The 24,814-nt window shown below is 73.4% G+C and carries 19 protein-coding genes; 5 read left to right on the top strand and 14 right to left on the bottom strand.

Annotated elements, in window-relative coordinates; all coding sequences use genetic code 11:
• Positions 1–8: 8 nt before the first annotated feature.
• Positions 9–1,361 (bottom strand): glutamate-1-semialdehyde 2,1-aminomutase, encoded by a 1,353-nt coding sequence (gene hemL, locus CFP65_RS15585; RefSeq protein WP_104820900.1) that lies wholly within the window; start codon positions 1,359–1,361, stop codon positions 9–11.
• Between the two features lie 430 nt (positions 1,362–1,791).
• On the opposite strand from hemL, the gene CFP65_RS15590 reads away from it, so the two are divergent.
• The 3 genes from CFP65_RS15590 to CFP65_RS15600 all read left to right on the top strand — a co-directional run bounded on the left by CFP65_RS15590 (position 1,792) and on the right by CFP65_RS15600 (position 3,643).
• Positions 1,792–2,274 carry a hypothetical protein gene (locus CFP65_RS15590; RefSeq protein WP_371682420.1) on the top strand — a complete coding sequence of 161 codons (483 nt, stop codon included), beginning with the start codon at positions 1,792–1,794 and terminating at the stop codon, positions 2,272–2,274.
• Between the two features lie 69 nt (positions 2,275–2,343).
• The gene (locus tag CFP65_RS15595; protein WP_254552407.1) at positions 2,344–3,129 is read left to right on the top strand and encodes a hypothetical protein; all 786 of its coding nucleotides are present in this window, start codon (positions 2,344–2,346) and stop codon (positions 3,127–3,129) included.
• 202 nt (positions 3,130–3,331) lie between these two features.
• A complete protein-coding gene (locus CFP65_RS15600) occupies positions 3,332–3,643 on the top strand; it encodes a DHHA1 domain-containing protein (protein ID WP_158702184.1) in 312 nt (103 codons plus the stop codon).
• A 173-nt stretch (positions 3,644–3,816) separates the two neighbouring features.
• Here CFP65_RS15600 and CFP65_RS15605 read toward each other — a convergent pair whose 3' ends face one another.
• From CFP65_RS15605 to CFP65_RS15620, 4 genes are all read right to left on the bottom strand, one after another.
• A complete protein-coding gene (locus CFP65_RS15605; protein ID WP_104816668.1) occupies positions 3,817–5,166 on the bottom strand; it encodes a lipase family protein in 1,350 nt (449 codons plus the stop codon).
• Between the two features lie 727 nt (positions 5,167–5,893).
• Entirely contained in the window at positions 5,894–9,394 is a 3,501-nt protein-coding gene (locus CFP65_RS15610) for a S8 family serine peptidase (RefSeq protein ID WP_104816669.1), read from the bottom strand.
• A gap of 185 nt (positions 9,395–9,579) precedes the next feature.
• Complete coding sequence (locus CFP65_RS15615) at positions 9,580–10,356, bottom strand: hypothetical protein (RefSeq protein WP_254552408.1); 777 nt, start codon at positions 10,354–10,356, stop codon at positions 9,580–9,582.
• On the bottom strand, positions 10,353–12,512 hold the full coding sequence (locus CFP65_RS15620) for an AMP-binding protein (protein ID WP_158702185.1): 2,160 nt from the start codon (positions 12,510–12,512) through the stop codon (positions 10,353–10,355). Before CFP65_RS15620 ends, CFP65_RS15615 begins: the two co-directional genes overlap by 4 nt.
• Before the next feature lie 199 nt (positions 12,513–12,711).
• On the opposite strand from CFP65_RS15620, the gene CFP65_RS15625 reads away from it, so the two are divergent.
• Entirely contained in the window at positions 12,712–13,764 is a 1,053-nt protein-coding gene (locus CFP65_RS15625) for a tyrosine--tRNA ligase (RefSeq protein ID WP_158702186.1), read from the top strand.
• The gene (locus tag CFP65_RS15630; protein ID WP_104816671.1) at positions 13,761–14,996 is read left to right on the top strand and encodes an ATP-grasp domain-containing protein; all 1,236 of its coding nucleotides are present in this window, start codon (positions 13,761–13,763) and stop codon (positions 14,994–14,996) included. The genes CFP65_RS15625 and CFP65_RS15630 overlap by 4 nt, the downstream gene beginning before the upstream one ends.
• A 68-nt stretch (positions 14,997–15,064) precedes the next feature.
• On the opposite strand, the gene CFP65_RS15635 is transcribed toward CFP65_RS15630, so the two are convergent.
• The 9 genes from CFP65_RS15635 to CFP65_RS15665 all read right to left on the bottom strand — a co-directional run bounded on the left by CFP65_RS15635 (position 15,065) and on the right by CFP65_RS15665 (position 24,726).
• Positions 15,065–16,021, bottom strand: a complete 957-nt coding sequence (locus tag CFP65_RS15635; RefSeq protein ID WP_104816672.1) for an LLM class flavin-dependent oxidoreductase — start codon at positions 16,019–16,021, stop codon at positions 15,065–15,067.
• Position 16,022: 1 nt separating this feature from the next.
• A complete protein-coding gene (locus tag CFP65_RS15640) occupies positions 16,023–16,895 on the bottom strand; it encodes an LLM class F420-dependent oxidoreductase (RefSeq protein WP_104816673.1) in 873 nt (290 codons plus the stop codon).
• Positions 16,896–16,919: 24 nt separating this feature from the next.
• Positions 16,920–17,903 (bottom strand): aldose epimerase family protein, encoded by a 984-nt coding sequence (locus CFP65_RS15645; RefSeq protein WP_104816674.1) that lies wholly within the window; start codon positions 17,901–17,903, stop codon positions 16,920–16,922.
• 1 nt (position 17,904) lies between these two features.
• Positions 17,905–18,696: a phytanoyl-CoA dioxygenase family protein gene (locus CFP65_RS15650; RefSeq protein WP_104816675.1), complete on the bottom strand. Its 792-nt coding sequence runs from the start codon at positions 18,694–18,696 to the stop codon at positions 17,905–17,907.
• Positions 18,697–18,713: 17 nt separating this feature from the next.
• A complete protein-coding gene (locus tag CFP65_RS15655) occupies positions 18,714–20,147 on the bottom strand; it encodes a hypothetical protein (RefSeq protein ID WP_158702187.1) in 1,434 nt (477 codons plus the stop codon).
• Complete coding sequence (locus CFP65_RS38940) at positions 20,144–22,081, bottom strand: hypothetical protein (RefSeq protein WP_158702188.1); 1,938 nt, start codon at positions 22,079–22,081, stop codon at positions 20,144–20,146. Before CFP65_RS38940 ends, CFP65_RS15655 begins: the two co-directional genes overlap by 4 nt.
• A gap of 99 nt (positions 22,082–22,180) precedes the next feature.
• Positions 22,181–22,330, bottom strand: a complete 150-nt coding sequence (locus CFP65_RS38945; RefSeq protein WP_158702189.1) for a hypothetical protein — start codon at positions 22,328–22,330, stop codon at positions 22,181–22,183.
• A 236-nt stretch (positions 22,331–22,566) separates the two neighbouring features.
• On the bottom strand, positions 22,567–23,841 hold the full coding sequence (locus CFP65_RS15660) for a hypothetical protein (RefSeq protein ID WP_104816677.1): 1,275 nt from the start codon (positions 23,839–23,841) through the stop codon (positions 22,567–22,569).
• Between the two features lie 27 nt (positions 23,842–23,868).
• Positions 23,869–24,726, bottom strand: coding sequence for a TauD/TfdA family dioxygenase (locus CFP65_RS15665; protein WP_104816678.1), 858 nt, complete (start codon positions 24,724–24,726; stop codon positions 23,869–23,871).
• Between the last annotated feature and the right edge of the window lie 88 nt (positions 24,727–24,814).

Below are 24,814 nucleotides of genomic sequence, written 5' to 3' on the forward strand. Positions count from 1 at the left end.
GGTCTCGCTCACTTGGACTCCCCCTTGGGCAGGTCGGTGGCCTGGGCGGCGGCCTGGGCGGCGGCGGGCAGGGCGGCGGCGATCCACTCGATCGCGCGCTCGTCGTGCGCGGCCGAGACGAACCAGGACTCGAAGGCGGAGGGCGGCAGGTAGACGCCCTGGCTGAGCAGGCTGTGGAAGAAGGCGTTGAAGCGGAACCCCTCCTGGGTGCGGGCCTCGTCGTAGTTGGTGACGGGCGCCTCGGTGAAGAAGACCGAGAACATGTTGCCCGCGGTCTGCAGGCGGTGGGTCACGCCCTCCTTGGTCAGCGCGGCGGTGACCAGGCCGGAGATCTCGGCCGAGACGCGGTCGACGGTGGCGTACGCCTCGTCGGTGCAGTGGCGCAGCTGGGCGAGGCCGGCGGCGGTGGCGATCGGGTTACCGGAGAGGGTGCCCGCCTGGTAGACCGGGCCGGCCGGGGCGAGGTGGCCCATCACGTCGGCCCGCCCGCCGAAGGCCGCGGCCGGAAAGCCGCCGCCCATCACCTTGCCGAAGGTGAGCAGGTCGGGGGCCCAGCCCTCGTGCGCGGCCTCCAGGCCGTACCAGCCGGCCTTGGAGACGCGGAAGCCGGTCATCACCTCGTCGCTGATGAACAGCGCGCCGTCGGCCTTGCAGAGCTCGGCCAGGCCCTTGTTGAAGCCGGGCAGCGGCGGGACGACGCCCATGTTGCCGGGGCTCGCCTCGGTGATCACACAGGCGATCTGGCCGGGGTGCGCCGCGAACGCCTCGCGGACGGCGTTGAGGTCGTTGTACGGCAGCACGATGGTGTCGCCGGCCTGGGCGCCGGTCACGCCCGGGGTGTCGGGCAGGCCGAAGGTGGCCACGCCGGAGCCGGCGGCGGCCAGCAGGGCGTCCACGTGGCCGTGGTAGCAGCCGGCGAACTTCACGATCTTGGCCCGGCCGGTGAAGCCGCGGGCCAGCCGGATCGCCGACATGGTGGCCTCGGTGCCGCTGGAGACCAGTCGCACCTGCTCGACCGGGGCGATCCGGGCCACGATCTCCTCGGCCAGCTCGACCTCGCCCTGGCCGGGCGTGCCGAAGGAGGTGCCGCGGGAGACGGCCTGCTGGACGGCCTCGATCACGGCCGGGTGGGCGTGGCCCAGCAGCATCGGGCCCCAGGAGCACACCAGGTCGACGTACTCCCGGCCGTCGGCGTCGGTCAGGTAGGGGCCGTTGCCGGAGACCATGAAGCGGGGGGTGCCGCCGACGGCGCGGAAGGCGCGCACCGGGGAGTTCACGCCGCCGGGGGTCACGACCGAGGCTCGGTCGAACAGCGACTGGGACTGCGGGGCCTCGTACGGGTAGCTCTTGGGGTTCGTCACCCGCACATGGTCTCAAATCGTGTCCTTGACCTCCGCATGTCGGACCCGAACATCTGGAACGATGATCCGAGTACTGTCGTGCTGCCCGCCCGCTGCTTGCGCTCGCCTTCCCCACGGCTTGTTCTCATCCGCTTGACGGATCAGTCAGACTGTCCGTGGGCGGTTGCGGTGCGTGGTGGCGGCACGGTGGCCGGGCAGGTGTGCCACCTTGGCGTGTTACACCTGCACGAGACGGGGTAATGGGCACGTTCGGAGGGACACCGAGCGTGCGGGGGTCTGTCGATTCCGGCGAATTCCGGTGAGGATGGTCCGAGTGTCCGAGGCGCAGGACGGCTTCGAGGAGGCCGCGGGTACTTCCCGTCGGCCCACCGGGGCTGCTGGCGGGGGTGCTGGTGCGGGCAGGGGAAGGCGGGGTGAAGGACGCGTGGGGGTGACCTACAAGTACTTCGGCGCACCCGACCGGGCCACCGCCGCGAGAGTCCCCACCGCGCTCGGCCCCGGCGGCCTCGGCCTCGACGCGGGCGAGCTCGGCACCCTCGGTCGCCTGGGCGACCTGATGGAGACCAGCGGCTCCGGCAACGGCCACCTCTCCACCAAGATCAAACCGGAGACCATGAGCGCCATGGTCCTCACCGGCATCACCGGCGTCCCCCTCCACCAGGTCCCGCCCCTGGAGCTCGTCGTCCTCCACCCCGACTACGCGGTCGTCCAGCTCCCCCACACCGTGGTCGAGCCCCTCCGCAAGGCCGACGAAACCGAACTCGGCGCCGCCGCCTTCATCTGGTCCACCGTCCCCGACCGCCGCGGCCCCCGGGACGCCTTCGTCATCTACACGATGCTCCACGAGTGGCAGGACTTCGCGAACCGGCTGCACGACGCCGGGCACCAGCTGTACTGCCTGGTCTGGCCCTGAGTCTGCGGTCGGCAGCGGGCGACAGCGTGTGCACGGCTCGCCCGCGGCCCGGGACTCGGAGGTTCGACGGTGGATCATCAGCGCCCCTCCGTAGAGGAGATCCTGGCGCGCCTGCCGGAGCTCGCGCCGTACGGCCGCGAGGCTGCCCGGCTGCGCCCCGAGCGCGGCGAGCCCGGGGTCGGTGACAGTTCGATCGGCGGCCCACTGCGGTGGCCGGCCGACGAGCCGTGGCCCAGGTGTCCGGTCCAGGAGGACGGAGGACCGGACGGGTACCCCGCGATGGTGCCGCTGGCCCAGGTCCACGCCCGTGACGTGCCCGGGCCCTGGTGGCCGGACGGGGTGGATCTGCTGCAGGTGCTCTGGTGCCCCGTCGAGCACTGGGACCCTCCGGCCGGCCAGGCCGACGTGAGCCCGGTGGTCGAACTGCGCTGGCGGCGCAGCGCCGAGCTCCTCGGCGTGGCGGTGGCCGGCCCACCGGAGCCGTCGGAGCGCTACGAGGAGGAGTACCTGCCGGAGCCGTGCGTCTTCTCGGTGGAGCGCCTCACCGACTTCCCCTACCGCGAGGAGCTGCCGCCCGAGCTACGACCCGCCCTCCAGCAACTGGTGCGGGACACCGACCCCGAGGGCAAGGACGTGATCACCCGGGTCGCCGGCTGGAAGCTCGGCGGCTGGCCGACCTGGCACCTCAGCTCACCCGGCACGCCCGCGTGCCGGACCTGCGGGGACCAGACGACCCTCCTCCTCACGATCGCCAGTGACGACGTGACGGATCTCGTCGTCGGCCGCTGGGGCGACCTGCGGATCTTCACCTGCCCGACCGACCACACGCACCCGTTCACCGCCGACCTGCACTGACACCGGTTCAGCCCCACCCCGACCGACACCGGCCCCACACGCAGCCAGACCGGGCAGAGCTCGGTCACAGGCCCAATCGGCCCCAGTCCGCGTCCGGGTGATCGGACTTGAGCAGGTCGACCATGAGTTCCCAGAACGAGGGGTAGCGGAACGCGCCGGGGTACCAGTTGGCGAAGGCCCAGGCCTCCCACTCCCCTCGGCGTTGACCGACCTCGACCCCAGCGAACTCCGCACCCTGGCGGCCAACACCGCCGACCTCCTCAACGGCGAGCACGCCGTCGTCGTCCTCGGCACCGAGCACGACGGCAAGGCCCTCCTCGCTGCTGCCATCACCCAGGGCCTCCACAACACCGGCGCCCAAGCCAGTCCGATCCTCACCACCGCTGCCCGCTTGGTCGGCGGCGGCACTGACGGCAAGGGCTCGGTCGCCAGCGCCGGCGGACGTGCCCCGGAATGCCTCGACGAGGCAATCGACATCGCTCGCCGGGACGCGGCCCACGCTCTCAGCCGGTAGGCCCGAATCCCCATCTGACTCGGGTGTTCACGACTGGGGTTGACCTGTGCCGTCGCGAGCCTTCGAAGGTCGCCTCCCGTGTCCCTGGTGATCGTTTCCCGTATTCCGGGTCCGGTGCCAGAGGTGGCCTCTAGACAGTCTTGGCGAAGTCCGCTGCGGCCACCGTCAGGTCCTCATCCGGCGGGGACCGTCTCGTCAGCCGCAAGTGAGTTGCCCTCGGCGATGCTGCCGCAGGAGGACGGGGCCTCCTCGCCGGCGAACCGGGCGCGCAGCCAGGCGAGCGCGGTGGGCACCGTGGCCATGGGTGCGGTCAAGTGGCTGAGGGCGTCGTACTGCTGGTACCAGACCGCGGCGCCGCCCTCGGCGCAGTACTTCCGCGCCAGCGCCCGTGTGTCCCCGGCGACCGCGACGCCGTCGCCAGAACCGATGCCCGCGATGTTGCCCGTGGTTCCCTCGAGAAAGCCGGCGTTGCCCTGGCCGATGTAGCCGGGGACGGTCGGGGTCGGTGCCAGGCCGAGATTGGTCTTGTTGACCGCCTCGACGAGCTCGGGTACGGAATCTGGGTTCGCGTACTCCGGCTTCGCCATCTGCTTCCACGTCAGACCGGGGTAGTGGCCCAGCGCGTCGGCGATCGAGGAGTGCTGAAGCTCGTCGACCAGCTGCTTGCCGTAGTCGTTCAGGTACTTCTCGAGGTCGAGGTCGTACGAACGCGCTTGCCCGATGAGCAACTCCGGGATGAGCCCGGACCACACCTGACTGCCTTGGATGTACCTGAGGATGTGCGAGGGCTTCACGAGCAGCCCGCCCTCGGCGTATCCCACCAGGCGCTTGTTGATGTCGGGAGCGTACTGGGGGGCGAGGGAGGCGGCCCAGTTGGTCGCGACGGCGCCGCCGGAGTAGCCCATGAGGCCGAAGCGCGCGTCGGGGCTGATGCCGGTCCTCGACGCCGCGCTGGAAGCGGCACGCAGGGAGTCCAGCGTGTTGTACCCGTACTCGCGGGAGGCCGTGAGGTGGGCGGCCTGCCCCTCGGTGTCAGGGAGGACGACCTCGTAGCCTGACAGCAGGAGCGACGCCACGAGCGTGGACTCTCCGTTCGCGATCAAGCCGCCGGGCAGCTTGACGTTGCCCGCGACCGCCCGGGACGGACCGTCTTCGGGGTCGAGCGAGTCGTAGAACGACTGGTACGACACGACTCGGTGGCCGTCGCCGCCAGGGCTGCGCAGCACGGAGGTCACGCCTGCGGACGGGTGGCCCTGCTCGTCGGTGGTGCGGTAGAGCAGCTGCGTCGCCTGGAGGGGTGTCACGATACCCAGGACGTGGTACGGCAGCGTCCGGACCTTGAGCACGTCCCCGGGCATGTACGAGGACAGCGGCTTGCTGCCGTCGTAGGTGTAGAACGCGTCGCCCCCGGCAGCCGTCGACGAGGGCTGCTCCTGAACGCCGAACGCGACACCGGGCGCCGCAGCGGCGGCAAGGGCGACGACGCCCGCGATCGCGGCGCGCCGCACTCCGAATTTGCGCATGACTCTCCCAAACGGTGTAAGCGGATCAGAGAGATGACCGCTACGGCCGGACGGGGGGTGGCCGATGGTCGGTTCCGGCTCAACCTAACAAAGGCGCACGGCAGTTGACCAGGGCACGCCAGAGTCTTCTCGGGACGAACGGCGGCTGAGTCAGCGGCCCCGCTCCGCCGATTCCCTTGTGCCGCCGACCGATCGGAACGGTGCAGTGCCGGGGCCCTGACCACCGACCGAGCGCGTGAGTTGCGGATGGGCTTTTGCTCTGGGGCTGCTGTTGGAGGGGACCGAGGGGAGCACCACGTCGGCCAAGGGCGTCTTGCCGGAACTCCACTCCCCGTGGGGACGCCAACTCTCGCGGGCACCTGACCTCCCCGAACCGCCGCCTGAGCCACCGGATTTCAGCCGCGAAGGCCCACCGGGTTCGCGCGCCGCCTCGAACAAGCCTCCGCAACGCAAAGATCCCGCCCGATCACAGGGATCGGACGGGATCTCGTAACCATTCACGAGTCTGACTCGTGAATGGCCAATCCACGTCGGCGGTACCAACTGACCAGCTCGACAGCTTGAGCCGAGGTGTCGATCAGTGCCTCATGCGCTCCCAAACCGAGTGCCCCTCAGCGAACCGGCGCACCACCACCGAGCTTCGATTCTCGGGCTCTGACGGCATGCGCACTGGAGGTTTGGCCGCGTGATCAGGGGCAGCCTCGGTGGGGTTGGGGGTGATGGTAGGTCAGGTGATGTTGTAGCGGTAGGGGATGGCTGCCAGGACCGAGCCGGTCGTGCTGATCAGGCTGCTGCCGGTGGAGGCGGTTGCCGGGGCGGTGACCAGGTAGAGGGTGCCGGAGACGGTGGTGCCCTTGGCGGCGGTCGGGGTGATGGTGATCTGGAGCGAGCCGGTGGCTCCGGGCTGGACGGTCACCGGGGTGGTGGCCGGGGCGGTGGCGTTGAAGGCTGCGGCGTACGGGTCGCCGGTGTTGGAGGTCAGCGCCGGGTCGAAGGCCAGGGTGTGCGCGGTCGCGGTGATGGTGGAGGTGCCGGCCGGTGCGCCCGTGGTCGGGAACGGGCCGATCTGGGCCAGGTAGGTGGTCCAGAAGCCAGGGACGACCGGCTGGGCGGCCGAGCCCGTGCTCTGTGCGGTCGAGGTGGTCGAGCCCTTCTGGGCCTGCTTGAGGTTGCCGAAGAGGTCGGGCGAGCCGGTGGGGCCGGTGATCTCCAGCTGGGCCGGGGTGCTCGAGGCGGCGACTGCCGTCAGCCGGTCGGTGCCCGGCGGGATCAGGAAGCCGGGGGCCTGGGTGTCGGGGGTCAGCGGCAGTGCGACCGCCCCGGAACCGCCCTGCGGCACCAGCGGCAGGTCGACCCTGCCGGTCAGCCGGCCGTCGGCCTGGACCTGCTGGGCGGCCGCGGTGTTGTTGGTGTAGGTCACCGTCACCGTGGTCGCCTGGCCGGCCGGCAGCTTGGCCGTGCCGCTGTTCGGCAGACCGGGGGCCGCGGCGAGGTCCTGGTCCAGGCCGATGGTGCCGTTGAAGGTCTGGCTCGGCTCGGCGCCGGTGACCGGGTTGACGACCAGCACCACGAAGCGCCAGCGGCCGGCCGCCGGGGTGATCGCGGTGGTCGAGAGGCCGGCCGCCGTGCCGGTGAACGTGTTCTTCGCGTCGAGCAGCGCGTTGCTCTCGACGTCGACCGGGGTGCCGTTCGGGCTGATCAGGACGCCTTGCAGCAGGACCTTCTGGTCCTGGCCGAGCGTCAGGCCGACCCGGAGGTCCTTGCGGCCCTTCGGCACGTCGAAGGCGTAGGTGAAGCTCTGTGCCGGCGCGCCCGGGCGGCCGTTGCCGCCGGTGACGGTGCCGGTGAAGCTCCCGGTGCTGCCGGAGACCGGGACCAGGGTGCGCAGGATGACCGGCACGCTGGTGGTGCGGCCGTTCGAGTCGGTGACGGTGACCGACTCGGAGCTGTCACCGCTGGTGGTCGGCGTGGTCAGCCGCACGTGCAGGGTCTTGGTCTGCCCCGGCGCCAGCGTGGTGGCCTGCGGGGTGACGGTGCCCGCCGCAACCGCGCGCTCGAACGAGGTGGCCAGCTGGACCGGGCCGGTCAAGCCCCGGTCGCCGGCCGGGGTGTAGAGGATCGCCTTCCACTGGCCGGCGACCGGGTGCGGGACGTCCACGGCGCCGTAGTTGGGCGAGAGCCGCCCGCCCTGCGGTCGGGTGGCGTTCTCCAGGCGTCCGGCCGGATCCAGCAGCGTCATCCGGACGACCGGCGTGACCTTCCCGGGGCTGTACACCCCTCCGGCCCAGGCTATCGACGTCGCCAGCCGGTCCACGCCGGGCGGGACGGTGATGGTCACGTCGTGGTGCACCCAGGTGGCGCCCGTGGTGGCGTAGGTGAAGGCCGGGTCGGTGGCCGAGTTCAGCGGCACGGTCTGCCGCTCCTCCGACACCGGGACGAAGGTACGGGTGGCCGCGCGGACGGTCTGCGGACCGGTGCCGGTGTTGGCCACCGTGACGTCCGCGGTGTGGGTCGAGCCCGGGGCGCCGGTGATGTCCACCTGGCCGCTGGTGACGACGACGGTGGAGCCGATCCGGGCCGGGGCCTGGTAGCCGCGGGCGGCCTCGACGGCGGCCCGGACGTTCAGCAGACCGGCGCCCTGCTCGTGGGCGGGCAGGCCGAGGTCGGTGGCGGTACCGGTGAGCAGCGCCTTGACCAGGGCCGGGGCCGGCGAGGCGCCGTGGTGGCCCTCGCGGTAGGCCTGGATCACGTCGGCCGCCGCACCGGCGGTCAGCGGCGCGGACTGGCTGGTGCCGCTGAACGCCTGGATCGGACTGGCCTCGCCCTTGTAGTCGAAGCAGCCGGCGTACTTGTCGGTGTCGGTGCTGCACAGCGCCCAGTCGGTCTCCCCCGGGGCCACCAGGTCGACGGTCCGGCCGCCCTGGGTGAAGCCGCCCGAGGAGATCGACGAGATCCGGTTGTTCGCCCAGGTCCCGTTGGAGAACGGCGCGGCCGCGAAGCCGGTCTGCTGGTACGACTGGTCGTCGGTGGAGGCACCGACCGTGATCACCCCGGGGCCGGCGGCCGGCGTGGCGATGGTCCCGTTGGCTCCGGAGTCACCGCTGGCGACCGTGACGGTCACTCCGGCCGCGGCGGCCTGGGCGTTGAACAGCGAGATGGTGTCGTGCGCGCCGCTGTCCGGGGTCACGCTGCTGCCGAACGACTCGTTCAGCACGTCCACGTGCGCCACCGAGACCGCGTAGTCGATCGCCTGGAGGATCGCCGAGTTGGAGAAGGAGCCGGCGCCGGCGGCCTTCAGGGCGACCAGCGAGGCGTCCGGCGACACGCCCTGGATCCGGATGGTGCAGCCGGCCGGCAGCGGGTGGGCCGGGTTGACGAACTTCGACAGGTCGTAGCTCCCCCGGCCCTGCGCGACCATCGCCGAGGCGTCGCCGAAGGCTTCGAGCGCACCGCTCGGCGCGTCCCATCCCTCGCCCGAGAAGTCCTGGTGGTCGACGATCGCGTGCGAGCCGTCGGGCCGGATGAAGTCCGGGTGGTCGGGGTCGAGGCCGTCCGCGATGTAGGCGACCTTGACGCCCTTGCCGGTCGCGATCCGGTCCGCGCCGGGGGCGTCCGAGGTGCTCGCGGTGTGGGTCAGGTAGAGCGCCTCGGGCTCCAGGAGCGGCTGGGACGGGTCGCTCGGGCAGATCGCGCCGCCGTACGGCCCGCTGTCCGCGGCGGCCGCAGCCGGGGCGGACGGGACCGGGGCGGACAGGACCTTCGGCAACCCGGTGCGCCCGGTCGCGGCCGGGGCCGTCGGGGTCTTCGGCGCGGCGGGGGCCGTCGGGGTCACCGTGACCGGCAGGTCGGGGACCACCGAGGCGACCGCCGGGTTCGCGGCGAGCCGGGCACGCAGCGCCGGGCTCACCGTCGCCGAGAACGCGTTGCCGACCACGAAGCTCTTGACGTCGGTGCCGCCCGCGGCCTTGACCGCGGCCAGCAGCGGGGCCTGTGCGGAGACGGCCTGCTGCCTGCGCGTGTTCAGGTGGGCGGCGTCGGCCGGTGTGCCCGGGAGCTGGTCACCGAGGATCACGATGACCGGGGCCGGTGCGCCGCCGTCGGCGGTCGCGGCGGTCGAGGGCGCGGGGAGGGTCGGTGCGCTCCAGGCAGTGGCCCCGGGGGCCACTGCCATGGCGGCGGCGACGGCGAGCGTGGCCGCCGCCCTCGGCGGTCTGTGCCGACGGATCATCGGATCATCCTTCATCTGACGTATAGTCAGGTTGCTTGGGGGGGAGAGCGGTTCGGGACGGAAGGCGGTCACGCGCTCCCGGCGGCAGGACGGAACGGCGACACGTCGGAACAGCGGAACCGCGACACGGCGGAACGGCGACGCGGCGGAACGGCGACGCGAAGTGGCCCGGGCCGTGGGGTGGTTCAGGCCGTGGGGCCGGCCGGGACGGCGGTGTCGGGCAGGTCGACGCAGCTGGAGGCGTCCGACTTCTCGTCCGCCAGGAAGATCGTCTGCGCCATCATGCGGTAGCGGCTCATGCTCTCCCGGAAGGTCTCGACGGACTCCTCCGGGTGGACCGAGTCGATCACCGCGTGCGGGCCGATGGCGTTGAACTGGTGCGAGGTGCCGCGCGGGACCTGCATGTCCACCCACGAGTTCTCCGGCACGACGAGGTTGTAGCGGCGCCGGGTCACGCCGGGCGGGGTCCCGGGCAGGTCGTCCTCGAACATGGGGGGTGTGAACGGGGTGACGCCGGGGACCTCGCCGATGACGAAGGGCGAGAGGCTGGAGACCCGGATCCGGGTGCCCGGGCCGGTCATCATCCGGACGAACCGGAGGCCGGTGTGCAGGTGCATCCGGGAGCAGATGTCCCGTTCCTCGACGTCGAAGAAGTCCATCAGGTAGCGGTCGGCGAAGTAGCCGTCGAACGGAGGAGCGAGCATGTAGACGTCGCCCTCCTCGAAGGTCTGGGCGCGGACTATGCCGTCCGCGTCGGCCGTGGTCGCCTCGGGCGTCCGGTGGGCCTGCCGCACCACCCCGGCCAGTGCCTCGACCACGGCGAGCGCCACGGCCGGCGGGAACCGCACGACCGGGGTCACCCGGTTCCGGGACGGATCGCGGAAGCCGACGACGTCGTGCACCTCGTTCTCGTCGTCCGGCTGGTACTTCATGGCTCCGGTGCCGTCAGTCGCGACGTTCACTGGGCAGGCCTCCTTGTGTCGTTCGGGGATTCGGTGCGGCCCCAGACCACGCCGCCGAGGTCGTGCCGCCCCGCGCGCAGGGCGGAGAAGCCCAGCGCGGTGAAGCCGGCCTCGGCGAGCAGGCGGAGCCATTCGGCTCGGGTGAGGAACCCGCCGCGGTCCCACCACCCGTCGAGCGCGCAGAACAGGAAATCGAGCGCCCAGGGGGCACCCGCCACCGGGCTGGAGCCCTCACCCAGGACCAGCCTCCCGCCGGGGGCCAGCAGTGAGTGCAGGTGCCGCAGTGCCGCGGGCTTGTCGGCGGCGCAGTGCACGGCGTTGGTGGCGAAGACGGTGTCGAAGCGACCGGTCAGTGCCGCGGGGGGCTCGTGGTCGAAGTCGAAGACCAGGCCGGTGCCGGGCCACTGCCCGCGGGCCACCAGGGCCGGTTCGCGGTCGGACCAGAAGAACTCCCCCGTCACCTCGCCCGCGATCAGCGCGGTGGTGTTGCCGACGCCGGTGCCGACCTCGAGCACCCGTCCGTCGAGCAGGCCGCCCTGCCGCAGCGTTCGGGCGGTCAGTTCGGCGTAGGCGCCCATCGGCCACTCGGTCATGAGCCGCTTCCACAGACCCGGGTGACTGCGCATCAGGGCCGAGCCGTCCACGCTGCCGTCGGCGAGTCCGGGCCAGGCCGCCACAAAGGCGTCGAGGGCGTCGTGGGCGACGCTGCGGGGGCCGTCCGTGGCGACCGGCGGCAGCGCGGCGACGGCGCGTGCCTGGGCGAGGATGTGCCCGGCCCGGGCGCAGGTCGGGCGGTGCGGACTGGCCAGGAGCGCGAGCGCGGCTTCGCGGGCGTAGCCGAGCAGCGCGGCGTAGCGGTGCGTGCTCTCATAGCCCGCCACCAGCGCCCGGCCCATGGCGAGCCGCTGCGGCTTGCCGGTGGAGGTCGCGCGGTAGCCCTCCGACGCGACGACGGCGGGGCGCAGGGCCGGGACGGCGTCCAGGCGCAGGAGCTGGTCGAGGGTGGCGCCGTCGAGCACGGCGCCGATCTCCTGCCCCAGCGGGTCCTGTGCGACCGGGACGGCGGCGAAGGTGCCGGGCACGCCCGCCTCCCGCCACTGCCGCTCGATGTCCACCGGGTGGTGCTTCTCGCCGCCCCGGTTGACGACCTCCTTGCGCCGGCCGCGCAGCACGAGCAGGCCGCGCCGCAGCTCGCCGAGGTCGCCCGTGCGCAGCCAGCCGTCCGGCGTGATCGTCTCGGCCGTCGCGGCCGGGTCCTCCCAGTAGCCGGACATCCGGTCCGCCGTGCGGATCCACACCTCCCCGTCCCTGAGGGAGAGTTCGGTGCCGGCGAGCGGCAGCCCGACCGGGGGTGTGGCCTCGACGTACTCGCGGGCGAACTCCGAAGGGTCCAGCAGGGGCGTGACGAAGCTGAAGTTCACCGCTTCGCTCAGGCCGTAGCCCTGGCGCAGCCGGGGCCCGTAGGTGCGGGCGAACCGGGCCGCGAGGTCGCTGGTGAGCGGCGCGGCGGCGGTGATCAGGTAGTCCAGGGACTCGGGCCACGGCGGCGGGTCCGCCAGCAGCTCCGGCAGCATCGCCGGCACGATCGACGCCGTCCGGGCGCCGCCGTCGGCGAGTCGGGCGAAGTACTCGCGCGGGTGGAAGCGCTCGCTGAGGATCAGCGGCGCGTCGGCGAGGCGCGTGCCCATCAGCGACATCATCAGCGCGTTGACGTGGAAGAGCGGCAGGCAGGTGCCGTGCGGGCGGTCCGGGCCGAAGCGGTGCAGCGCGGCGACCTTGCGGGCGTTGCCCAGCACGGCCTCGCGGGAGAGCCGCACGCCCTTGGGGCGGCCGGTGGAGCCGGAGGTGAAGATGACGAACGCGAGTCCGTCGGCCTCGGGGTGGCCGGGGTCGCCGTCGAGCTCGCGCACGTGCGGGTCACCGCCGGCGGCGGCGTCGATCACGAGCGAGGCGGACGTGCGGCGCGCGGCCTCGGCGAGGTCCGCGTCCGGGGTCCGGGGGTGCAGCGGTACGGCCACCAGGGAGAGGTCGAAGCACGCGGTCAGGATCGCGGCGAGTCGGGGGCCGTTGGGACAGCGCACGACGACGCGCGACCACCGGGGCAGCCCGGCCAGCTCAGCGGGTGCACCGGCCCCGATGGCCTTGGTCTGCTCCACGCTCTCCACCTCCGTCGGAATCCGCAGGCCGGGGTGTGGCCCCGGCGTTCGCGGCTCACTATGCGTGGCGGGCTCCGGCAGTGTCCACGGTGGCAAAAGGCCCGGTGAACACGGTGTTCGACTGCTTCCGGGAGGCGGTCGAACGGATGGTCGCGGTCGCTCCGCCGGTGCTTGAATGCGGCGACCAAGGGGAGGGACGATGGCCGAACTGGACCGGTCCGTGGCGGAGGTGCTCGCGCTGCTGCGCGGCGGTGGGGACCTGCGGGAGCTGCTCGCGTTGACCACGGCCCGCCGTGGTCTGAGCCTCTCCGATCTGACGCCCGACGCGCAGGCGGCACTGCTGGCCGAGCGCGCGGACGTGGTCCAGCCGTCGGCGGACGCCCTGGCCGCGCGGATCGCCTCCGCCGCCACCGCCGGCCGGCCGCTGGTGGCCAAGTTCACCGTGGAGCCGTTCGGTGCGGAGTTCCACCTCGGGAACGTGGTACCGCTGCTGGTGCTGGACCGGCTGCGCCGGATGGGACACGAGGTGGTCATCGTCCTGGGCGACGTGACGGCGAAGGCCGGCGACGCTTCGGGGGCCGTCGCCGGCGTCCCGCGGCTGACGGACGACCTGATCCACCGGAACTTCGCCGCGTACCGCGCACAGGTGGCCCCCTTCGTCGACTTCGGCTCCGTCCGGGTGCGGCACAACGCGGACTGGCTCGCGGACCTGCGCCTGCCGCGCCTGCTCGCGGTGGCCGCCCGAGTCCCGCTGTCGCTGTGGTCGCACGAGGAGCCCGCGACGGTGGCACAGCTGCTGCACGCGACGGCGAAGGCGATGGACTCGATCGAGGTCGGGGCCGACCTGGAGGTCGGCGGCAGGTACCTGACCGACGCGATGGCCGTCTGCCGCCACGTCATGGCGGCCGAGGGGCTCGACCCGGAGATCACGCTGACCACCCCCCTGGTCGAGGGCGTCGACGGCGGCGCGCTGATGAGCGCCTCCCGTGGCAACCACGTGCCGCTGTCGGCTTCCGCACCCGAGGTGTTCACCCGCGTCCGGGCGATCGCGCACCGGCTCGTCGTGCCCTATCTGCGGGCGCTGACGGAGTGGCGGGACGTCGAGATCGACGCCGCCCTGGCCGGATTGACGCCGGAGCGGCTGCGGGTCGCGGTCGCGGCCGAGGTCACCGCCGCACTGCACGGGTACCCGGCGGCGCGCCACGAGTTGGACATCCACTGCCACAAGACCGAGGAAGGGACGGGCCGATGAAGGTCCTCATGCTGCGCCACAACCTGCACCAGCTGGTGCTGGAGCACGCCGACGAGGTGTACGCCGTGCTGGACGACTCCGCGGGCTGCCGCGCGCTGCCGCCAAAGACGCTGGAACGCTTCGCGGGCGTGTACCGGATCTCCTCCTACGACTCGCTGGAGGAGCTGAGCGCGGTGGCGGGCGATCTGCTGACCCGTGGCACGGGCATCGACCGCGTGGTCAGCTTCGCCGAGTTCACCCAGTACGCCGCCGGCTACCTGGCGCACCTCCTCGGGCTGGAGCACTTCTCCCCCGCCCTCGCACTCGCCACCCGCGACAAGCGGGTGACCAAGGCGCTGGCCGCCCGGGCCGGGCTCCCGGTCGCCCGGTGGTACTCGATCCCCGACGTCACCGACCGGCCCGACCCGGCCGCGATCGAGGAGGCCGTCGGCTTCCCGCTCGTCCTCAAGCCCGCCGGCGGCTGGGGCACGCTCTCCACGGTCAAGGTCCACGACCGGGAGGAGCTGGCGGAGATCCTGGCCGGCTACTCGACCGAGGCCGAGCTCGTGTCGCGGCAGGCGGTCGCGGAGGAGTTCATCGACGGCGAGGAGTTCCACGTGGACGCCGTGTGGCGCGAGGGTGCGCCCTGGATCTTCCACATCAGCCGGTACTTCTCGCCGCGGCTGCGCGCCTGGGTCGGGCACACGCCGCACGGCTCGGTCATGCTGGCGGAGCAGGACCACCATGAACTGTACGACCAGGTGCGGAAGTTGCACGTCCAGCTGAACGAGGCGATCGGCCTGGAGCGCGGCGCGACCCACCTGGAGGTGTTCCGGGAGCACGAGTCCGGCCGGCTGGTCGTGTCGGAGATCGCCTCGCGGGTGGGCGGGGCCAACGTGTCCGAGGTGGTGGCGGCGCGGGGCGGGGTGCACGGCGGCGTGGTGGCGCTGCACGAACTGCTGGACGGCGACCTCACGGGCCTGGCCTTCACCGAGGGCGCGTTCGCGTCGGTCGGCTGCCTGTGCCTGGTGCCGGACCGCTCCGGCACCATCACCGCCATCGCGAGCCGCGAGGAGCTGCTCGCCCATCCGAACGTGGTCGACGCCGCCGTGTACCGCCGGGCGGGCGACACGGTGGAGGTCTCGCACCCGTCCGCCTGGTGCGCTCTGCTGGTCGTCGGCGCCGATTCCGAGGCGGAACTGCTGGACGTCGTCGAGGAGTTGGCCGCCACCTACCGGGTCGAGACGGCCTGAGGGCAGGCGCGGACGAGTCAGGGCCTCCACGGCGGAACCACTCCGTCCGTGGAGGCCCTGGTCGCGGTCTACCGCCGCGCGGCGGCCCGCGCCAGCGACCGCACCGCCGGCGCGACCTGGGTCGCGACGAGTTCGAGCGTCTGCCAGTCCACCGGTGCCTTGACGGCCAGCAGGAAGTCCCGCACGCCCATCCGCACATACGGCCGCAGGGCCTCGACGCACTCCTCCACCGTCCCGAAGCTGATGTACTGGGCGCGCAGCGCCTCCGGCGTGTCCGCCAGCTCCGCCGCCGCCCGGCGGGCCGTCTCGGCCTCGTCGCGGGTGACCACCGCGCGGAAGGTGATGGACTTGCGGACCTCGCCGGGGTCGCGGCCGATCGTGGCGCAGGCGGCGTCGAAGGCGTCCGCCTTGCGCTGGTACAGCTCCGGGGAGAACGGCAGCGCGTTCCAGATGTCGGCGTGGCGGGCGGCGATGGCGACAGTGCGCCGCACCCCGTCCCCGCCGACGATCAGCGGCAGGTGCGGCTGGAGCGGCTTGGGCGCCAGACAGGCCCGGTCGAGCCGGAAGTGCCGGCCGGCGAAGGAGGTCTCGTCCTCCGTCCACAGCCGGCGCAGGACCGTGCAGGCCTCGTCCAGCATGTCCAGGCGCTCGCGCGCCGCCGGGAACGGGATGCCGTACTGCTCGTAGCCGCGGTCGGTGCCGCCCGCGCCGACGCCGAACTCCAGCCGGCCGCCGGACACGTGGTCGAGCGTGGCGGCGATGTTGGCGGTGAGCGCCGGGTGGCGCCAGGTGACGGGCGAGACCAGCATGGCGCACCGGATCCGGTGGGTCCGGGCGGCCAGGGCGGCGAGCAGGGTGTTGCCCTCGAAGCACGGCGAGTCGGGGGCGAACGCCCACGGCCGCAGGAAGTCGAAGAGCGAGATCCAGTCGTAGCCGAGGTCCTCGGCCTGCTCCCAGAGCCTCAGGCAGGCCTCGAAGCTGCCGTGCAGCTGCCCGGAGTGGACGCCGAAGCGGAGGTCGTCCACGTCAGATCCCCTTGACGGCCGGCACGACCTGCTCACCGAGCAGGGCCAGCGGTTCGAGGTTCTCGATGCCGGGCACACCGCCGATCGCCGTCTCGATGCCGAGCTCCGCGAGGGCGCCCAGCTCGTCGAGGATCCGGGGCACGTTACGGCCGTCCGGGCCCGGGTCGAGCACGTAGTACGCGCTCTTCTCGATGGTGTCGTAGTCGCGGCCCTCGCGTTCGCAGTGCTCGCGCAGCACGGCCAGCTTGCGCGGCAGGTCCGGGCCGGGGAAGAGGTTGCACGCCTGGGCGTACTTGGCGACCAGGCGCAGCGTCTTCCGCTCGCCCATGCCGCCGACCATGATCGGCGGGTGCGGACGGCTCAGCGGCTGCGGCGAGTTGAGGGTACGGGCGGCGTGCACATGGGTGCCCTCGAACGGCTCCTCGCCCTCGCCCCACATCCGCAGGCACAGCCGCAGGGTGTCCTCCAGCCGCTCGAACCGCTCCGCGACCGGGGGGAACGGCAGGCCCAGGCCGTGGTTCTCCTCGGCGTTCCAGCCGGCGCCGATGCCGAGCACGGCCCGGCCGCCGGAGAGCACGTCGAGGGTGCTGACGATCTTCGCGAGCAGGCCGGGGTGCCGGTGGGTGACGGCGGTGACCAGGGTCATCAGCTTCGCCCGCGAGGTGTGGGCGGCCAGGAAGCCCAGCGTGGTGTACGCCTCCAGCATCTCGCCCTCCGGCGGGCCGACGGAGCTGACCTGGAACAGGTGGTCGGCCACCGAGATGTACGCGAACCCCGCCGCGTCCGCCTCGGCGGCCACCCGGCCCAGCCGCGGCCCCAGCCGCGCGGGCCCGCCCGACCAGGTGAAGTCCCTGATCTGAACACCGAGTCTCATCGTTCCTCCTGATCTGTGCGGCGGTCAGCCCGCCGTGAACTCGTGCACGGTGCGACTGCGGTAGACCTGCCCGGGGTCCAGTCGCACCGACGGGAAGTCCGGCCGGTTCGGCGCGTCGGGCAGCGCGCTGGTCTGCAGGCAGATCCCGCTGCGCGGACGGGCGAAGCGGTCCGCGGTGTAGACGCCGGTGCCGGGCGCGTCGGTCGTCACCCGCATCGCCCGCCCGCTGGCCGGGTGGGCCAGCTCGACCGTCCCGACCGGGCCGTCCAGGACGAAGAAGCGGTCGATCGCGGTGCCGCGCAGCGGCCGGGGGCGGGTGAAGTCGTGCTCGGTGCCGCGCAGCGGCTCGGGCGGCCCGGGGACGGGCACCATCCGCTCGCCGAACCGGATCGCGCGCGTGCCCCCGATGCGGAGCGTGTGCCCGTCGATGGTGCCCCCGCCCGCGAGGTTCCAGTACGTGTGGTTGGTCAGGTCGACCACGGTGGGCGCGGTGGTGGTGGCCCGGTGCTCGAACTCGATGCCGTGCTCGCCCAGCCGGTACACGGTCTCCGCGCTCAGCTCGCCCGGGTAGCCCTGGTCGCCGTCCGGGCTGACCAGCCGCAGGGTCAGCGACATCGTCGCCGGGTCGGGCTCGGCCTCCCACACCAGGCGGGAGAACCCCTCCCGGCCGCCGTGCATGTGGTGCCCGCGGTCGTTGAGGTCGAGCTGGTACTCGACTCCGTCGAGCCGGAACCGGCCGTGCCCGACGTTGCGCGAGAAGCGGCCGAGCGTCGCGCCGAGGTAGGGGTTCTTCAAGCTCTCGTAGCCGGCCAGGTCGGGGAAGCCGACGGCGACGTTGACGCTGCCGCCGGCCCCGTCCGGCACCCAGAGCTCGGCCAGGGTGGCGCCGTACGTCCAGACCACGGCCCGCAGGCCGCCACCGCCGTCCAGTTCGTAGGCGTCGACCCGGCGCGGGCCCTGGCCGGCGGTACCCGCCGTGGTGCCGACCGGGCGGCAGCGGATCGGCATGTCAGACGTCCAGCAGGAAGCGGGCCGCCGGGCTCAGCCGGGCGAGCGTCTCCGGGCGGGCGTAGCGCGCCTGGTCGAGCTGCTGCGGGTTGCCCCGGCGGGTGAAGTACCCGTGCAGGGCGCGGCGCGGGGCGCCGCTGCGGTTGAGCGTGCCGCCGTGCCACAGGTGCCCGTTGAAGAGCAGCAGCGAGCCGGCCGGTGCCAGCACCAGCCGTTCGTCCGGGTGCGGCGCGAACGGGTCCTCGAGCGCCTCCTGCGGTGCCCGGCCCCAGCGGTGCGAGCCGGGGACGACGCGGGTGGCGCCGTTCTCCTCGGTGAAGTCGTCCAGGATCCACATCGAGTTGCAGGCCTGGTACTCGCCCGGGGCGAGCGGCCCGCCGGGCCAGTCCGTGTGCAGCGCCTGGTGCCCCTCGCCGGGCAGCGCGGCGCGGCTGCTCACCGAGGAGAGCTTGAACTCGCCGAGCAGGTGCGCCACCCCGGCGAGCAGCACGGGGCTGGTGAAGCACGCGTCGAACTCCGGGCCCTTGTTCACCAGGTCGGACAGCCGCATGGTGCCGGCCTCCTGGCCGACTTCGCTGCCGCCGCGGGCGCCCTCCGCCTCGGTCAGCCGGCCGAGGCGGGCGCGGAACGCCGCCAGCATCGGCGGGGTGAACACCCCGGGGAGGAAGGCGTAGCCGTCCTCGTCCAGGCGTTCGAGGACGTCCGCGCCGGGCATCCCGGGCCCGACCCCCAGCTCTGCCAGCGCGCGGGCGGAGTCGATCCCGCCGTACGAACCGGTGTGCACGATGGGCACTGGTCTCTCCTTCGCCGTCAGGTACGGCTGAGTGCGTGGTCGTTGACCTCCACCCCGAGCTGCAGCAGATCGGCGCGGAGTCTGTCGGCGAGCGCCCAGTCCCGGGCGCGCCGGGCCGCGGCGCGGGCCGCGACGAGGCCGTGGACGGCGTCCTGGTCGGCCTGCCGCGCGGGCCCGGCCTCCAGTTCGCCGCGGGTGAGGGTGCCCAGGCCCAGGCCCAGCAGCGCGTCGGCGGCACCGACGAGGACCCGGCGCCCCACCTCGGTCAGCTCCGTCGAGTTGGCGATCTCCTGGAGGACGGCGAGCGCCTGCGAGGAGTTCAGGTCCGCGCAGACGGCCGCGTCGAGGCGGTCGAGCAGCGCGAACGCCTCGGTGTCCTCGGCCGGTACGCGGGCCAGGGCCTCCTCGTGGGTGGACACCTCGCGCGCGGGCACGGCCGACTCCAGGCGGGCGGCCAGCCGGCGCAGCGTCCTGGCCGCGGTGTCGAGGGAGTCGGCGGTCACCGTCTGCTTGCCGCGGTAGTGCCCGCTGAGCAGGAACAGCCGCACCGCCATCGGGTGGGTGCCCGCCGCCACGATGTCGCCGAGCCGCATCGAGGCGGCGCCGCGCACCATCGGCTGGTCGCCGAAGGTGAGCATGTCGTGGTGCATCCAGTGCCCCACCCACGCCCGGCCGTCCCCGTGGTACGCCTCGCTCTGGGCGATCTCGTTGACGTGGTGCAGCTCCCGGTGGTGCTTGCCGCCGGTGTGGATCTCGAAGTGCTCCCCCAGCAGCGCGGTGGCGATGGTGGAGCAGCCGAGGTGGCCACCGGGCAGGCCCCAGCCCCACGGCGACTCCCAGCCCCGGGGCACCGCCGACGGCGCCGCGCAGCGCCACAGCGCGAAGTCCGCGGCGTTGCGCAGGCCCGGCGGCCGGACGCCCCGGACGCCCTCGCGCTGGGCGTCGAGGTCCAGCCCGGCCAGCTCGCCGTAGCGGGGCAGCCGCGCGGTGTCGAAGTAGAGCCCGGTGTCGGTCGCGTAGGCGAAGCCCTTGCGCTGGAGCTCCTGCGCGAAGGCGATCATCTCCGGGACGAAGTGCGAGGCCCGCGGGTACTCGTCGGCGCGCAGGAAGTTCAGCCTGGCGAGGTCCTGCCGGAAGACCCGGGTGTAGTGGGCGGCCACGGCCTCCACCGGGTCGGCCGGGTCGCCCAGGCCGGGTGGGACCTCCAGCGGTGAGCCGTCCCGGCCGCGGTCCACGTCGGTCACCATGAAGACGTGCCGCGTCCGGTGCCCCTTCCACCGCAGGGTGCGGCGCAGCACGTCGAACCCGGCCGCACCGCGCAGGACGCCGAGGTGCGGGTGGGCGAACACCAGCGGTCCGCAGCTGAAGATGCGGACGGTGCCGTCCGCCTGGAAGTCGGACCACTGCCGGCCGAGCGAGTTGAACAGCCGCAACGGGCGCAGGGTGCTCACGGGGTCTCGGCTCCTCGTACGGTCAGCGGCCGGCGCAAGGTGCAGAGCGCCCCGTCGACGACGACCGGCGCGCCCAGGTTGTAGAACCCCGGGGCGAGCGTGGGCGGCGGGGTCCAGCGCAGCACCAGGTCCCGCCGGACCCTGGCGTCCAGCAGCAGCGCCCGCGGGCCGAGGTCGTACAGCGTGGGTGCGAGCTGCCGCAGGGTGATCTGGCCGGTCATGGCGCCGACCCCGTGCTCGGGCCAGCGCCCGAGCCTGACCCGGTACTCGACCGGCTCACCCGGTGTCACCGTGTCGGGCCCGTCCAGCCAGGCCAGCTCCAGCTCCGCGTCGGTGTCGCTGACATTGGCGCAGCGGTCGCAGTGCAGCATCGTCCGGTGGGCGCCGGTGGCCGACACCTCGCGCCGCGTCAGCGAGGCGCGGGAGCCGCAGTAGGGGCAGCTGACCTCGGTCGGCGGCCCGGCGACCGCGGTCGCGCCGTAGACGCGCTCCAGGTCAGGGGTGGCGTCGAGCGAGAGCCGCACGAACGCCTCGTGCACCACTTCGTGCAGCGCCGCCCAGCCGGAGGACTCGGCGGCGGCGAGGGCGGTGAGGTCGTCGTTCCAGCCCGACAGACCGATCCCGGCCGCCACCATCGGCGCCGACTCGCGCAGGCGGGCCACGGTCGCACCGACGTGCTCGGCGAGGGCGGCCGGGTACGCGAACCGGCCGGGCATCGCCTCGGCGGCGTCCTGGAACACGCGGTCGGTGAAGGCCAGCCTGGTCCCGGAGGTCCAGACCCGGTGGACGGCGCGGTGGTCCTCGTCGGTGTGCCGGGAGACCACCTGCACCGGGTGTTCGTGCCGCTGCGCGGTGTCGTGCAGCCAGACGCCGAGCGCGCTGCCGGGCACGGGGGCGACCCAGAGCGGGTCCGCGTCGCGGTCACCGACCAGGATGGCGCGGTCCGGGCCGGCGCCGGGGGTGCGCAGCAGCCCGGCCGGCCCGCTCAGTGCGGCGGCCGGCTCCGGGTCACCGCCGTCCAGGGCGACGGTCGGGTCGCCGACCAGCACCCACGGCGGGTCGTCGTTGGTGGCGGGGTCGGCCAGGTAGGCGGCGTTGAGCATCAGGACCACCTCGCCCAGCGGCGTGCCGCGGTCGGCCAGCAGGCAGGCGGCGAGGAAGGCCGCCTCGTCGAGCGGCCAGTGCTTGTAGGTGGTGACCACCTGCCGGACGGCGCCGGGCCGCAGCAGGCCGCGCAGGATGCCGCCCCGCTGGTCGAACCGGGCGTGCGCCGGCAGCACGCCGTCGCAGATGCCCAACATCAGGACGTCGCCGGGGAGTTCGCGTGGCGCGATCAGCCGCGGCCGCTCCAGCGTGCCGTCGGGGCCGGGCTTGGCGCCACGGCACGGACCGCCTGCGGCGCAGGGCAGGTAGCGGGTGAGGGCGTCGCCCTCGGCCTCGCGCAGTCCGCACAGCAGGGCGCGGCCGAGCGGCGAGTCGATGCCGTTGCTGTGGCTGGTGAGGCCGGTGACGCGGCGGGTGGAGCCCAGCAGCGGGGCCGGGTCCGCGGCGGCGACGTCGAGCAGGTCGAGGGACCCGTACGTGCCGTGCAGCGCGACCAGCGGCGACTCCTCCAACCAGGCCGCGACGCCGGGGCGCCCGGCTCCGGTCCAGTCGGCCAGCTCGCGGGCGTGGTCCTCCGCGGCGGCGGTGCCGCGCCAACCGTCGATCAGACCGATGGCCACACCGGCGTGGTGGGCGGTCCGCACGATCTCGGCCAGCGTGCGGAAGTCGACGTCGGGGCCGAGGGACAGCACCACGGCGCCGGGCGCGCGGGTCAGCTCCGCCAGTAGCTCCGGGACGCCCGCGACGATGGTCGCTTCCCGTCCCCTGGCCGCGGCGAACACCTTCGCGGCGGCGGCTCCGCCGGGCAGTCCGGCGACTGTGAGGTTCATGCCTGCTCCGAGGTGTCGTCATCCGTTGGTGCGTCCGGCCAGATGGACCGGGCGGCCCACCCCTGGAGGGGGGACCGCCCGGTTCTGGGGGGTGCGCGATTACCAGCACATCTGGGTCGGGCTGCTGGTCAGCTTGCACGCGTTCGGCGTCACGGCGGCCGACTTGGTCGCGGTCTGGGCCGGGGCGGCCGAGGCGACGCCGGCGAGGGCGACGGTGACGGCAGCGGTGGCACCAGCGGCGGCGGTCATGCGCTTCACCTGCTGAGACGTGAGAATCATTGGTATTCACCTCCTCCTTTTCTTCGGAGCGACTGGGGATGAGTAGAAATTTAGATTCCGCCCGACTGTTCATCAACTGCCCTGCGAACAAGCGGTGTTCGACTGCGGATCGGCCTCGGTTGAAAGCCCGGAAAAGCGAAGGAGCACCGCACCCACATAAGGGCGCGGTGCTCTGGGAATAGGCTCGCAAAAGGCCGGCTCGGCCGTCAGCCCGGGGTCGGCACCAGGGCGTCCGCGGTGGACAGTTGGAGGCCGAGCACCTGGTCGGCGGCCGAGGCGACGAACCCGCCGGGATCGCGGTGCGGCTCGTGCAGCGCCTCTTCCAGCACGGCGAGGGCCGTCGCGGTGTCGAGGTCGTCGGTCAGGGCCTCGGTGAACCGCCGCAGCAGCTCGGCGGCCGGCCCCTCACCGGTGCGCTCCCGGGCCTCGGCCCAGCCGGGCGGGGCGGGGAGCCGGGCGGACCGGGCCAGCGCGGCCAGCCGGACCAGGGTGCCCTGGGCCCGGGAGAGGGCCTCGACGGTGAAGGAGGGGCGCGCGCGGTAGTGGCTGCGCAGGAGCAGGAGCCGGAAGGCCAGCGGGTGGAAGCCCGAGCGGCGCAGGCTCGCGAGCGAGGGCGCGCCCCGGTAGCGGCTCAAGGCGCCGGAGTCGGTGGGCAGCAGCGCGTGGTGCATCCAGTGCCCCACCCATCGGGTGCCCCGGGGCAGCACGGCCTCGCTCTGCGCGATCTCGGCGAGGTGATGGTGGTGGCGCTGGCTCTCGCTGCCCACGTGCACGCCGACGGTCGGCCCGAGGGTCGCCGCGACGGCCGAGCAGCCGACGTGCCAGCCGGGGCGGCCGGGCCCCCACGGTGACGCCCAGCGCTTGGCGTGCAGGTCACGCCAGTCCTCCAGGTGCCACAGCGCGAAGTCGTCGGGGTGGCGGCGCCGGGGATCGGGTTCGGCTCCGGCCCGCAGCGCGCGCAGCTCGGGGCCCGGGTCGCCGAAGACCTCGAACTCGGACAGCCGCCCGGTGTCGAAGTAGACACCGGTGGCGAGGCGGTAGGTGAACCCCGCCTGCTCCAGCGACCGGACGAGGTCGATGACGGGGCCGACGGAGGTACTCGTCGGCCGCTGCTCCGGTGGCAGCACGCCCACGGCGAGCAGGTCGGCGTGCAGCGCCGCGGAGTTCTGCTCGGTCCGCGACCGGACGGCTCCCGCCTGCGCGGTCGCGGCCCACGGGACGCCGCCCGTCGGGGTGGGCGCCGGCGCAGGCGCGGCGATGTCCGGCACGGCCAGCAGGAACCGGGTGGGGGTACCCAGCCAGTGCAGGGTGCGGCGCAGCACGTCGGTGCCGACGAACTGGGTCAGATGGCCGATGTGCGGCGCGGTGTCCGGCAGCGGCGCACAGCCGAAGACGCTCAGCTCGCCGTCGCCGTGCGGCAGCGGACTCGTCGCCGCGCCGGCGGTGTCGTGCAGGCGCAGTCGCGGTACGTGGAGGGGCAAGGCGGTGCCTCCGGGGGTCGGTACGGGTCAGCGCGCCGTGACGCGCAGGCGCTGGAGGTGGCGGCGGGCCCCGGCGCCGAAGCGGCCGGCCGTCCGGCCGTGGAAGAAGCGGGTGTTGTCGATGACCGCGAGGGTGCCGCGCCGCCAGCGGACGCCGAGCGCCGCCTCCGGCTGGTACATCGCGGCGAGCAGGGCCGCGATCGCGCCGTTGACCGCCTGCGCCGGGTCCGGGCCGGACGGGGCCTGGCCGGTGGTCCGCCAGTGCAGGGGCTGCCGGTCGAAGTCGCGGAAGGAGAAGGCCGTCCGGTCGCCGAGGGCGCGTGCCACGGGCGGCACGCCGGGGGCGTCGCGGTAGCTGGTGCCGTGCAGGGCCCGCAGGTGGTGCGGGCTCAGCCGGCTCGCCACGGTGTCCATCGGCACCAGGACGGTACGGGCGGCCGTACCGTCGTCGCCCGGGTCCCGGCACATCAGGACGATGTACCGCGGCTGGGCGGTCAGCGGCCGTCCGCTGCCCTCGCTGTGCAGGGTCAGCGGCCCGGTGGAGAAGGGCTGGAGCGAGATGTCCTCGGTGCGCGCCTGCTCACTGACCAGGTTGAGGATGCGGCCCCGTTCCACGTACGGCCGCACCGCCGGATCGGTCTCCTCGCCGATCTCGCCCAGCTCGGTGCCGAGCGCGAGGAACTCCGCCGCGTCCAGTGGCTCGTCCAGCCGGGCGAGCGCCAGGCCGGTGTCCCGGACCTGTTCGCGCACCCACGGGACCAGCCGGGAGAGCCCGGCCGGGGCGGGGTGCGCCGCCGGCTCCGCCAGCTCGTGGCCGGACTCCAGCAGTCGTGTCCGCAGGCCCGGGTGCGGGTGGTCCGGCCGCGGCGTAAACGTACCGAACATGGTCGGGATACCTCCGTTCGACGGCCAGCCCGAGTATGGGCAGCGCCCGCGCGCCCGGCAATCACCGGCTTGAACGCCGGGGCCCGTA

Origin of the sequence: Kitasatospora sp. MMS16-BH015 (genome assembly GCF_002943525.1) — a bacterium.
Classification (GTDB): Bacteria; Actinomycetota; Actinomycetes; order Streptomycetales; family Streptomycetaceae; genus Kitasatospora.

Bases quoted from the DNA above. Each gene is read 5' to 3' on its own strand.
- CFP65_RS15605 (WP_104816668.1), bottom strand. From the start codon at position 5,166: ATGCGCAAATTCGGAGTGCGGCGCGCCGCGATCGCGGGCGTCGTCGCC.
- CFP65_RS15610 (WP_104816669.1), bottom strand. From the start codon at position 9,394: ATGATCCGTCGGCACAGACCGCCGAGGGCGGCGGCCACGCTCGCCGTC.
- CFP65_RS15625 (WP_158702186.1), top strand. From the start codon at position 12,712: ATGGCCGAACTGGACCGGTCCGTGGCGGAGGTGCTCGCGCTGCTGCGC.
- CFP65_RS15630 (WP_104816671.1), top strand. From the start codon at position 13,761: ATGAAGGTCCTCATGCTGCGCCACAACCTGCACCAGCTGGTGCTGGAG.
- CFP65_RS15640 (WP_104816673.1), bottom strand. From the start codon at position 16,895: ATGAGACTCGGTGTTCAGATCAGGGACTTCACCTGGTCGGGCGGGCCC.
- CFP65_RS15645 (WP_104816674.1), bottom strand. From the start codon at position 17,903: ATGCCGATCCGCTGCCGCCCGGTCGGCACCACGGCGGGTACCGCCGGC.
- CFP65_RS38940 (WP_158702188.1), bottom strand. From the start codon at position 22,081: ATGAACCTCACAGTCGCCGGACTGCCCGGCGGAGCCGCCGCCGCGAAG.
- CFP65_RS38945 (WP_158702189.1), bottom strand. From the start codon at position 22,330: ATGACCGCCGCCGCTGGTGCCACCGCTGCCGTCACCGTCGCCCTCGCC.
- CFP65_RS15665 (WP_104816678.1), bottom strand. From the start codon at position 24,726: ATGTTCGGTACGTTTACGCCGCGGCCGGACCACCCGCACCCGGGCCTG.